This window comes from Acinetobacter sp. V89_4 (assembly GCF_029967875.1).
Classification (GTDB): Bacteria; Pseudomonadota; Gammaproteobacteria; order Pseudomonadales; family Moraxellaceae; genus Acinetobacter; species Acinetobacter oleivorans.
Genome location: NZ_JASCAI010000020.1, coordinates 113,937 through 125,340, shown reverse-complemented (window position 1 = coordinate 125,340; position 11,404 = coordinate 113,937). Strand labels below are relative to the sequence as shown.

The following is an 11,404-nucleotide window of genomic DNA, read 5'->3' as shown; positions in this document are numbered from 1 at the left end:
TATTTTTAAAGTTGTGGGCCTATAAAGAAATGTAAACGAATCGGATGGTTTTCATCTGAAATACCCGATGCGACATCTAAACGGATTGGTCCGATTGGAGACTTCCAGCGAATTCCAACTCCAACGCTATAAGCTGCTGGATTATTAAAGTCTTTATCATAGGCATTACCAAAGTCTGAGAAAACAGCGGCTCGCCAACCGTCTTTAAACTGATAGTTATATTCTAAAGAACCTACAGCCAAAGCTTGTCCCCCAATTTTATATCCATCTACTTCTGGAGAAAGACTCTTATAGTCAAAACCACGAATTGTCTGGTCACCACCAGTAAAGAATCGAAGATTGTACGGAACTTTGTCAAAATCGTCGGTAAAAATGTAGCTAAGGTCAGATCTTCCAACGAATTGATGATCATCATTTTCACCAAGAGAATAAATAAATCTCCAACCTGCACTTGCAATAGCCATATTGGCATCGGACAGTAAACTCTCACTACCTAATTCTAATTTATAGGTTTGTTTAAAAGCTTTCGTTGGGTTTAACCGTGTATTACTTGAAGTTTTTGAGGTTTCATAACTAAATAATAACGCTTCTTGCTCTGATGCCGCAGTTTTAAAGGCATCTGGTAGCTCAGAAATATCAACATTACCCTGTTGGGTTAAACGGTCTAAACGGTAGCGGACACCAAAAGTATGTTGCCAGTTCCCTAGTGGACGCTTAATGATTCGCTCACCACCAACAACAGCGGATTCAGTAAGCAAACTTACATCTGGACCAATGTCATCACGAGTTTCACGCTCATAACCGCCCACGATGTTAAAATAGTCATTTAACGGATGCTTATAGGGAATACTATATCGGCCATCAATAGATTGACGAATTTGTGAGACTTCTAAGTTGGCATCAAAAGAATGACCATATTTATTCACAATAGAGCGGCGATACTGACTACGTAAACGTGCACCTGTATCGGTCCCATAACCAATACCCGTTTCTAAACTATTTAGCTTATCTGCATTTAAAGTCACAATGACTGGAATTCTTTTCGTTTCACGTGCTTGAGCTTGTAAACGATCTTGTTCAGTTTCTTTATCATCCTGCTGACTTGGAGCACTTTGCAACATTGCTGTTTGAGGTTCTCCCTCTTTTACTTTTTGTGTTCCAGCAAACTGTTTTTCATCTACTACGTTTTGTGTAACTTCTTTATTAGATGTGGCTAATTGACGTGCTTTAGCAAGTTGTCTTTCTTCAGGTGAAAGTAAATTAGACTCATCCACATCGATATTTTGCTCATCGACTAAAGCTTGCAAATCTGGTGGTAGTTCAAGTGGTTTTTCAATTGGATCGGGCTTGATGCTATCAACTAAGGTGTAGTTAAAATAACGAGAGTTGGTTAAGTTATTTGCTAAAGTATTTACACGCCAAAATGCATAGTCATCACCTTCTTTCCAAGGAGCCATACTTTCTAAAATATTTTGGTTCAAAGGCAAGGGTTTCGATGGATCGCTCATGCGAAACTCAACCTTATCTAATTTATAGCGCTCACCTGTTTCGTAGCGCAAATTGATATCAGCCTTGTTTTCTGGCTGACTCACTTTCACATCGTGCAGTCTCCAATAAGCATCAAAATAACCGTTATCAGTGGCTGCGTTAACAATTCGGGTTTTCGTGGTTTCATATAAACCATGATTAAAGATATCCCCAACATCCTGATCAGGAATTAAGCGAATAACCTGAAACTGAGGGCGTTTTTCACCAGCACCAGTAAATTCGATATTTTGCTCATTAATTCGTACTGGTTCATTTGGTGTAACCTTAACGCGAACTCGGCTCGGACTTAATTTTTCAAATTTAAACTCAGCATTATAATAACCAACTGCTTGAGCTGCCTGATTACTTAATGTTCTGAGCTGAGGTAAAGCCGCATTAAAATCTTCAAATGATTCTTGGGTAAATGTTGATAATTTCCCTTTAATATTTTTGGCCAGCGCATCTGGAGCACCGTCTACATCTGCACTAATACGCGGCACTTGTTCCATCGGAATTGCACGTGGTGGGCGCACTTTATTTAAAATACGTTTAAAGAAACCAGCTTGCTCAGGTGGCTGCTCAGCCTCCGGAGTTAACTCAGGTAAAGTTTTTCCAGTTTCATTGGCTTCGACTACAATCTGACTATCAGATTTAATCTCTTGCATAAGCTGATCAATATTTACAGGCGCTTGATTAATCTGATTTAATTCAGACTCAGTTGCATCACTGACTGTAACTTCGGGTAACTTCTGAGTACCATTTTGGAAGTTTTGCGCCTCACTTTTAGCTTCTTCAGCGACTTTATAAATTTCGTTTGCCATGTTTTGATCAACAGGCATGTCAGGTAAATCATCAAGATTATCAAGCGTAATTGGCTTAAATTCGTCAATTTGATTTGGAAATTGTTCTTGTTGTTGCAATATAGCCAAGCTATCTTGTTGTTGCTGCGCTTGAGTCACAAGTGTAGCAATATCTGTTATTGGAGCGGTTGTTTGCTGACTCACTGGAACTGATTGTTCAGTTGACGCATCAGGCACCGTTTGATTTAAAGTTGAAGTGTCACTATCAACTGAAGTTTGAGCAAAACTTTGTGTTACACAAACCGTGAACAACAAGCTGCTACAAATAAGTTTAGGAATCCCCTGCATTTTTAAAATTAAATGCATAGAATGAGAGAGAGTTGACTGTTTAAACTTAATTTTAGAAGGCATAGAAAACTCTAGACTTATTTTTTAATAAAACGCACCAAGGTAAGTGTAAAACTCACTCAAAACCATTGATTTTTCATTTAATCAAGCGTTAAAAATATCATACATGGTTTTCGATGCAAATTAACAATCGGTCACATTTTTTTATAAAACACAATGAAGTTTGCACATGATGAAACAAGATGAGCACCTGATGACATCACGTCGGTTCGTACCGATGTTTTTTACCCAGTTTTTTGGCGCATTAAATGATAACGTTTTTAAGCAAGCTTTATTATTAGTGATTACTTATGGCTTGATTCAACAGCAACCTGCCCCTGTAAGTACCCTTAATAATTTAGCAGCTCTCTTGTTTATTTTGCCCTATTTCTTTTTTTCGGCCACTGCGGGACAAATTGCAGATAAATATGAGCGCTCACAGCTCGTCCGAGGCATAAAAGTTTTAGAAATTATTATTATGCTCATCGGTACTGCGGGTTTCCTGCTGGGGCATTTATGGTTACTTCTTTTTGCCTTATTTTTGATGGGGACACATTCAACGTTCTTTGGTCCTATCAAGTACGCAATTTTGCCTGAAATATTAAAACCGCAAGAATTAATGTCTGGTAATGCTCTGTTTCAGTCGGGCACTTCAATGGCAATTTTATTCGGGATGATTTTAGGTGGTGCTGTAATTGCATCATCACATGGGAACTTATTGTGGATTAGTCTTACTGTTGTAATTATTGCTTGCATTGGCTATTTATGTAGTCGCTTCATCTTGCCACAGAAAGTTGCTGCTCCTGATTTAAAGATTGATTGGAATTTTCTTCGCACAAGTTTTCAAACGATTAAATATGCTAAAAGCTTACCTTTAGTGTTCACCATTTTGTTAGGTAACTCATGGTATTGGTTTTATGGCGCTACTTATTTAACGCAAATTCCACAGCTTACTCAACAAAATCTGCATGCATCAGAAAATGTCGTTAGCCTTCTGCTGACTTTCTTTTCAGTCGGTATTGGCGTCGGGTCTCTTCTTTGCCGTAAAATTGGTGGTTCAGAAATTAATATTAAAATGGTACCAATTGGTGCGATTGGCCTTACTGTTTTTGCGCTTTACCTTGCCGCGAGTTTAGCTTTTGTACCTGAAAGAACTGGCGCATTACTCACGTTAAAAGATATTTTTACCCAAGGTTGGGTTTATTATCACGTCATGTTAGCGGTGACTTTACTTGGGATTAGCGGTGGTTTTTATATTGTTCCTTTATATGCCATGATGCAGGCTTATTCACCAGGTTCACATCGTGCCCGTGTTGTAGCAGCAAACAACATTTTAAATGCCGTTTTTATGGTTTCATCTGCAATTTTTTCAATCTTAATCTTAAGTGTTTTAAAAATTGATATTAAAATACTATTTATTATTACAGCTGTACTTAGTGCAATCTTTAGTATTTGGCTTCTAGCGCGTCTAAAACCAATGCTTGCCACAGCACATCTTTCTTTGGAGGACTAATTTATGCGCCACTATACTGGAATTGATCAGCTCATTAACTCTTTTGATCAAGCATTACGTAGTCTTGTTCCGGGTGCAACAGCAGCACAGCGCCAAAATCCGGCCGAATCGGTTGAAGCAAAACTAGGAGTAGAGGATGCTCGTCATGTCGCAGGCTTAATGCGTGTTAACCATAGTGGTGAAGTGTGCGCCCAAGCCCTTTATCATGGACAAGCATTAACGGCGAAATTGCCAAATGTACGCAAAGAAATGCAACAAGCAGCAATTGAAGAACAAGATCATTTAGCGTGGTGTGAAGTTCGTTTAAAAGAGCTAAATAGTCATACCAGTTTATTAAACCCAATTTGGTATGGGCTTTCATATGGCATGGGTGCACTTGCTGGTATTGCAGGTGACAAATATAGCTTAGGTTTTGTGGCCGAAACTGAACGTCAAGTCAGCCTTCATTTACAAGATCATTTAAACCAGTTACCTGCTCAAGATGATCGTTCTCGTAAAATTTTAGAGCAAATGAATGAAGATGAATTACATCATCGCCATACAGCGCTTGAGGCAGGTGGTGTTGAATTACCATATGCAGTAAAAATTACAATGACTGCTATTTCAAAGCTAATGACAAAAACGAGTTATTACCTTTAAAAAAACAAAGGATTGATCTAATTCGGATCAATCCTTTTTTAAATATTATTTTAAACCGTGATCGTATTTAAAACGCTCAATATCTCGAATTGAGTTCCAATAGTTTCGATTAATACGGTCACGATCATTTTGTAATTCTCTTAAAAGCTTACGATAACGTTCACGCTCTTCTGGCTTTAATTTTTCGTTATAAGCGCTGTCAGAATATTGTTTAAACTTTTCATCATAACGATCATATTCATTCTTTGCATTATAGTAGTCGGAAGCTGCCTGATAATACGGTCTTAAACGATTACGCTGCTCGACTGGGCAGACATTGATATTGCCACTACCTTCTAAAGCACTATAAAAAATATTTGTTGGCTGACAATAATACCCTAGACCTTCTTTATACCCACGTTCATATGACTTTTGATCTGGAACAATATTGGCTTTTCCACATGCTTTGTAATATTGATCTAAACGTGGCGACGAACCTTTTGAACCATCTTTCTCACCCACTAATGACCAATTCGCAGTCTTACATTCTTCTACGCTCATTGCCGCACAACCTGAAAGGCTGATTGCTAGAATGGCTAAACCGATATTTTTCATATTAAGAGAACTCAAAAAATAAATTAAAAAAACGCAAAAATAAAATTCCAGTAAACACCCGAAAAGGTCCTGCTCTATTCAAGACTTCAAAAATAAGTGCCTCACTGGATAAGCCTTAAGTTTAAATCAGTTTGACTATCTCACCAAATTGAAAGGTCATAATTCTTAATATTGTTTAATTAAAAAAATCAAATTCGCAGAAATTTGCTCGCTCTTAAACGACCTTTATACACTAATTTTACTTAAAATAATTACCTTAAAAATTAATTACAAGATTTTGATTATTAAAACAAAAAACCAAAACCACTCATGAATTACTCTTTAATCATTTTACTCTTTTTTTACGCGATTAACTTTCAAGGCTAAGGTAGGATTTTAGCTAAATAACCACCAAGGTTTTTTATAATGAGTACGCATATTTACCCAAGTTTAAACTTACAAAATCCTTACTTTAAGGTATTTAAAATATCAGATGATTTTATTCCTCCAACACAAACTCAAATTTTCAATTCCGAGCTTTTTTTAAAAGAGGTTGATGAATATTTAAATTTATATCCTCAGACTCAGCACATTGATATTTGTCTGCACGACTTAAACGGACATATTCGAGGGAAACGGATTGATGTTAAAAGTTTAAAGAATCTCTCCAACGGATGTTATTTTCCACTTTCTGTTTACGCTATGAGCCTTGATGGAAAAGTGATTGAAGAGACAGGTTTAGGAAAATATATTGGTGAACCAGACAGACTTTGCTTGCCCATTTTAGGCAGCTTGCAACCCAGTGCATTATCCCCAGAATTAAATGCTCAGCTTTACCTATCAATGCAAGAAGAAAATGGTTCAGATTGTCATTATGAACCACGCAATATATTAAAAAAATTATTAAATCAGTTACATGCTACCAATTATTTTCCTGTCATGGCTGCCGAACTAGAGTTTTATCTTTTCTCACCTCAGCATCAGTCTGAAACCTGCATAGAAAACCAATGTTTTGATATAGATGCGCCAAATAACTATCAGCAAGTCCTAGATGAAGTTGAGAAAGCAGCCCTACTTCAATCTATTGAAATTACCGCTATTGTTGCAGAGTCATCACCTGGACAATATGAATTAAACCTTCAACATAGCCATGATATTTTAAAGCTCTGCGATCAAATTAATGCTTTAAAAAGAATTGTAAAGCAAGTCGCAAGAAAGCATGACTTAACTGCTTGTTTCATGGCGAAACCGAACTTGGCAAAAGCCGGAAGTGGCATGCATTTTCATATGAGTCTGCTTAATCAATACCATGAAAATATATTTAGCTCAGAAGAAGAAAAAGATGAGCTTTCCGTCAAATTACTAAACGCGATTAGTGGACTCATTGAGTTAATGCCTGCATCCATGGCGATTTTAGCGCCTAATATTAATTCTTATAGACGTTTTAAAATTGGTCATCATGTGCCATTAGAAGCCAATTGGGATACCAATAACCGTAATGTCGCAATACGAATTCCATGTTCAGATGTACAAAATCAACGTTTAGAATATCGGGTTGCTGGAGCCGACTGTAACCCCTATCTGGTTGCAGCGACTATTTTAGCTGGCGTGTCTTATGGCTTATCTCATAAGTTACCGCTCCCAAAACCTGCACATCTTTTAAAATTTCAAGACGAGCACATTTTATTATCTAATAACCAACCAGAAGCCTTAAAAATATTTAAAGGAAGTCTTATTTTAAAAGGATATTTAGGCGCTGACTTTGTCGAACATTGGTACACAGTTAAGCAGGCTGAATATCAAAATATTTACAGCCAAATGACTGAAGCAGAACAACATTGGGATATATAAATAAAAAAAGCTAAAAGATACAAACCACTTTGCAAGCCCTTAGGGAGAAATACCCTAAGGTTTTTTTATATCTCATTAATGATTTTTCTGTTGAGCTAAAAAACGTAATCCAACACCAGGTTCAGTAGCAATATAGCGTGGTTGAATCGCGTTATCCCCTAGTTTGCTTCGCAACTTACCTACCAAAATACGCAAATAGTGAGTATCTTCCTGATGGGTTGGCCCCCATAGTTCTTTTAAGAGCTGTGGCTGTGTTAAAAGCTGACCTTGATAGCGCATTAATAACGTCAAAAGTTGAAATTCTTTTCGAGTTAACGTAATTGGATGTTGCTCAATCCACACCAAACGTTGCGTAACATCAACTTTGAGATAACCATCATCATACACATGTGCTTCTTGCTGGATTGGTTGGTTTCTTAAAATGACACGTATGCGCGCCAAAAGCTCTTGCACACTAAAAGGTTTGGTCATGTAATCATTTGCGCCAGCATCGAGCAGAGCAACTTTTTCATATTCATCGGCACGTACAGATAACACAATGACAGGTACATTCGACCAGCTACGTAATTCTTGGAGTACTTCTTTACCATCTAAATCAGGTAAACCTAGGTCAAGAATAACCAAATCAGCACCTTGGGTCGCCAAAATTTCTAGGCCTTTGTAACCAGTCTCACAGAGCATGGTTTTGTATTTTTGTGTTCTTAAAGCGATGTCTAAAAATTTACGGATTTGAGGCTCATCATCAATAATCACAATACGTGTTTCTACAGGCGATGTTTCTGAAGTTATCATGACTTTACAACTTATTCTTTTACTGGATGAATGGGTAATCTGATTTGAATTAAAGTACCTTTATTTTGGCGTCCTGAAAATGCTTCTATTGTACCCATATGAGCACCAATAATTGCCTTAACAATCGTTAGCCCTAAACCTGTACCAAATTTTCCACGGTCTCCACGCTCCATGGTGTAAAACATATCAAAAATGCGGTTTCTTTCGTCTTCAGGAATTCCCGCTCCTCTATCTTCAATTTCTATTTTTACTTCATCTTCTGATGAAAGTTGAGCACGAATCATGACAGATTCATCTGGAGGTGAAAAGTTTGCCGCATTTTCTAAAACATTAAAAATGGCTTGCTCTACCAGTGCTGGGTGTACATATAAACTAATCGCTTGTTCAGGTAATTCAACCGACACTTGAGTATCTGGTTTATAGCGCTTTAAACGGCGGGTTGCAGAACCAATTAATTCATCCACACCAATCCAGTCTCTTTTTAAAGATAGACCTTCATGCCCCAAACGTGTCATATCAAGTAGGTTTTGAATATAACGATCTAAGCGTTCGCCTTCTAAATGAATGGTTTCGAGTAAATCCTGTTGGTCTTGTTCTGACATATCAGCTTTAAAATGGGCAAGTGTGTCTGCTGCACCAATAATAGAAGCAAGCGGTGAACGTAAATCATGCGATACCGAAGATAATAAAGCAGAACGTAATCGCTCTGTTTCACTGGTGACTTTTGCTTGTTCAAGTTCATTGACCAATTGAGTTCGCAGTGCTGCTTGTGCAATATACTCAATTACACTTTCCGTCAGTTTCTTTTGCTCAAAATTTAGAGAAACCACATCATCCTTAAAGTAAATTCCCACTATACCTAGGCTATTTTTCTGTTCTAGAAGAGGTAAAAACCACCAGTTTGACTGACTGAGTGTATCGGTAAAACGCCCACATGGTTGTTGATGCTTCAAACACCAATCTGCTGCCACTTTTTCTTTGTCGTTTAGCTCTATGTCAGATGAAATCACTCTATCTTGAATAGAAATCCATACTTTAGTTTGAAGCTGTGTTTCTAAGGTCATACGTCCTGTTTGCATGACTTCTTCAAGGTTTACTGCACTAGAGAGCTTACGTGCCAAGTCTTGCATCACCGTGGTGTAGGCATTCGCAGCTTTTAAAGACAAAACCTGTTGACGTAATTGAGAAGCCAAGCGCCCAGCGATTAAAGCGGCCGCAAAAAAAGCAACAACGGTAACCACACCTTGATGTGCTGAAATCTGAAAAGTAAAACGCGGTGCAATAAAGAAAAAATTATAAGCCAAGAAACAAATAAGAGCTGCCACTACCGCAGCGAGCATTCTGGTTTTAGTGGCGACAATTAAAACTGAAATAATGAAAATGACAGAAAAGTCTTCAATCCCTAATAAAACTTCAGCAAAGTGCGCTATAAAAATACTCGCACAGGTAACCGCTAAAACAAAAATACTTTCTTTTAGTGATAAAAATGATGGCTTTTCAAGCTGAGTTGTCTTTTTTGTACCCTGTTCTGGATGCAAAATGGTTAAAGCAATTGAGTTTTCTTGATTCAATAATTGTTGAGCTAAATTTTTCTTAAATAACTTTAACCACCACGGCGAAATACTTTTGCCAATGACCAGATTTGAGATTCCCCTATCCACAGCCGCATCCATTAAAACAGATGCAACCTGATGGCCATATATTACTTCTGTGCGACCACCGAGTTGCCGAGCCAGTTCAAATGCACGATCAATCTCAATATATTCTTTTTTATATGAATTTCCTGAACTCTGCCCAAAGTCCAAACTTTTAGCAACATTCACTACCGTCCACGCAGCCCCATAACGTTCTGCTAAACGGCAACCTGCCCGTACTAAATATTCAGAAGAACCTTGCCCATCTATCGCAATCATTAATTCATTTTGCAACGATATAGATTTCAAACCTTTAGAGGCATAACTCTCTTTTAAATCTGAATCAACATGTTCTGCAACGCATTGCATTGCTAGTTCACGTAGTGCAGTTAAATTTGAAATGCTAAAAAAGCCTTGTAATGCCAGATTTGCTTGATCGGGCACATAGACTTTTCCTTGATGGAGCCTTTCAATGAGTTCACTGACTGGCAAATCAATTAAACGAATGTCTCGAATACGATCAAACACTCTATCTGGTACAGTTTCACTTACCCTAATGCCCGTAATCTGGTACACCACATCATTTAGGCTTTCTAAATGCTGAATATTCATGGTGGTGAATACGTCAATACCTGCATCTAGTAATTCATTGACATCTTGCCAACGGCGTTCATGACGACTATTTGGGACGTTGCGATGAGCCAACTCATCAACTAAAACGATTTCGGGATGCCTAAGTAAAATAGCATCCAAGTCCATTTCTTCTAAACTATGCCCCTGATACTGCATTTCCTTTCTAGCAATCTGAGGCAACCCTTCCAAAATTTTTAGAGTTTCTGTTCTCCCATGGGTTTCAACAATGCCAACAACAACGTCTGTACCTTGTTGAAACAACTCTTTGGCACGAGCAAGCATGGCATAGGTTTTTCCAACACCAGGCGCCGCACCTAAAAAGACCGTTAGTCGACCGGCTTGATATCTGTTGACATGATTTAATAAGGCCTCAGCCTGATTTTCGCGATTGCTTTGCACTTGATATCATCCGGTAAACTAACAACTTTATTTTTAAGTTAATGTGTAGATTGTAATTGATCTAAAGCAATATTGAGCTCTAATACATTAACACGAGCTTGTCCTAATACACCAAACTGCATCGGTTCAATATGCTTTTGCAATAGCCCTTCCACAACTTTAAGATCTAAATGGCGCGCTTGAGCCACTCGAGCCACCTGTAACTGAGCGGCTTCGGGACTAATATGCGGATCGATACCGCTGCCAGATTTAGTCACCAAATCACTTGGAATAGGTGTATTGCCTGTGTGATCTTGCTTTTTCACCGCGAGTATCTGAGCGTCGATTTGCTTTTGTAACTCAGGATTAGTACGAGCTAAGTTTGTACCCGCCATTGCCATTGGGTCATAATTTGCTGCCGAAGGGCGTGGATGAAAATATTCATTCCCGACAAATGGCTGAGCCACTAAAGTTGACCCAACAACTTTGTGATCTATTTCGACCAAACTACCATTGGCCTGATTATTGAATAAAACCTGTCCGGCGCCAGTAGCGATAGTACTGTAAACAGCACCGCACCCTACTAGAGTAAAAATTAATAATCCTAAAGATGCTCTTAAGGTCTGACCCAAATTTGCTTCTGAATTTTGTACATAAGTTTTCATTTCAAACTCCAG

Annotated in this window: 8 protein-coding genes; 3 read left to right on the top strand and 5 right to left on the bottom strand. The window is 38.1% G+C overall.

Translation table 11 applies throughout. From position 1 onward, the window contains the following. Positions 1 to 5: 5 nt before the first annotated feature. Positions 6 to 2,738 carry an autotransporter assembly complex family protein gene (locus QLG01_RS08085; RefSeq protein WP_282496206.1) on the bottom strand — a complete coding sequence of 911 codons (2,733 nt, stop codon included), beginning with the start codon at positions 2,736 to 2,738 and terminating at the stop codon, positions 6 to 8. 166 nt (positions 2,739 to 2,904) lie between these two features. Here QLG01_RS08085 and QLG01_RS08080 point away from each other — a divergent pair, with 166 nt between their 5' ends. Further along, positions 2,905 to 4,227: an MFS transporter gene (locus QLG01_RS08080; RefSeq protein WP_282496205.1), complete on the top strand. Its 1,323-nt coding sequence runs from the start codon at positions 2,905 to 2,907 to the stop codon at positions 4,225 to 4,227. A gap of 3 nt (positions 4,228 to 4,230) precedes the next feature. After that, the gene (gene coq7, locus QLG01_RS08075; RefSeq protein ID WP_004791519.1) at positions 4,231 to 4,866 is read left to right on the top strand and encodes a 2-polyprenyl-3-methyl-6-methoxy-1,4-benzoquinone monooxygenase; all 636 of its coding nucleotides are present in this window, start codon (positions 4,231 to 4,233) and stop codon (positions 4,864 to 4,866) included. Between the two features lie 45 nt (positions 4,867 to 4,911). Here the strand turns inward: coq7 and QLG01_RS08070 are convergent, their stop codons facing one another. Beyond that, positions 4,912 to 5,460, bottom strand: a complete 549-nt coding sequence (locus tag QLG01_RS08070; RefSeq protein WP_004791516.1) for a DUF2799 domain-containing protein — start codon at positions 5,458 to 5,460, stop codon at positions 4,912 to 4,914. A gap of 405 nt (positions 5,461 to 5,865) precedes the next feature. Between QLG01_RS08070 and QLG01_RS08065 the strand changes: the two genes are divergently transcribed. Continuing rightward, positions 5,866 to 7,290 (top strand): glutamine synthetase family protein, encoded by a 1,425-nt coding sequence (locus tag QLG01_RS08065; protein WP_282496204.1) that lies wholly within the window; start codon positions 5,866 to 5,868, stop codon positions 7,288 to 7,290. A 75-nt stretch (positions 7,291 to 7,365) separates the two neighbouring features. Here the strand turns inward: QLG01_RS08065 and QLG01_RS08060 are convergent, their stop codons facing one another. Genes QLG01_RS08060 through kdpC form a run of 3 tightly spaced genes read right to left on the bottom strand, consistent with a single transcriptional unit; the run spans position 7,366 to position 11,392 of the window. Continuing rightward, positions 7,366 to 8,082: a response regulator transcription factor gene (locus tag QLG01_RS08060; RefSeq protein ID WP_282496203.1), complete on the bottom strand. Its 717-nt coding sequence runs from the start codon at positions 8,080 to 8,082 to the stop codon at positions 7,366 to 7,368. 11 nt (positions 8,083 to 8,093) lie between these two features. Continuing rightward, complete coding sequence (locus tag QLG01_RS08055; protein WP_282496202.1) at positions 8,094 to 10,748, bottom strand: sensor histidine kinase KdpD; 2,655 nt, start codon at positions 10,746 to 10,748, stop codon at positions 8,094 to 8,096. 38 nt (positions 10,749 to 10,786) lie between these two features. Beyond that, positions 10,787 to 11,392 (bottom strand): potassium-transporting ATPase subunit KdpC, encoded by a 606-nt coding sequence (gene kdpC, locus QLG01_RS08050; protein ID WP_282496201.1) that lies wholly within the window; start codon positions 11,390 to 11,392, stop codon positions 10,787 to 10,789. Between the last annotated feature and the right edge of the window lie 12 nt (positions 11,393 to 11,404).

Coding starts and splice junctions, on each gene's coding strand:
- QLG01_RS08085 (WP_282496206.1), bottom strand. CDS start 2,738: ATGCCTTCTAAAATTAAGTTTAAACAGTCAACTCTCTCTCATTCTATG.
- QLG01_RS08080 (WP_282496205.1), top strand. CDS start 2,905: ATGATGAAACAAGATGAGCACCTGATGACATCACGTCGGTTCGTACCG.
- coq7 (WP_004791519.1), top strand. CDS start 4,231: ATGCGCCACTATACTGGAATTGATCAGCTCATTAACTCTTTTGATCAA.
- QLG01_RS08070 (WP_004791516.1), bottom strand. CDS start 5,460: ATGAAAAATATCGGTTTAGCCATTCTAGCAATCAGCCTTTCAGGTTGT.
- QLG01_RS08065 (WP_282496204.1), top strand. CDS start 5,866: ATGAGTACGCATATTTACCCAAGTTTAAACTTACAAAATCCTTACTTT.
- QLG01_RS08060 (WP_282496203.1), bottom strand. CDS start 8,082: ATGATAACTTCAGAAACATCGCCTGTAGAAACACGTATTGTGATTATT.
- kdpC (WP_282496201.1), bottom strand. CDS start 11,392: ATGAAAACTTATGTACAAAATTCAGAAGCAAATTTGGGTCAGACCTTA.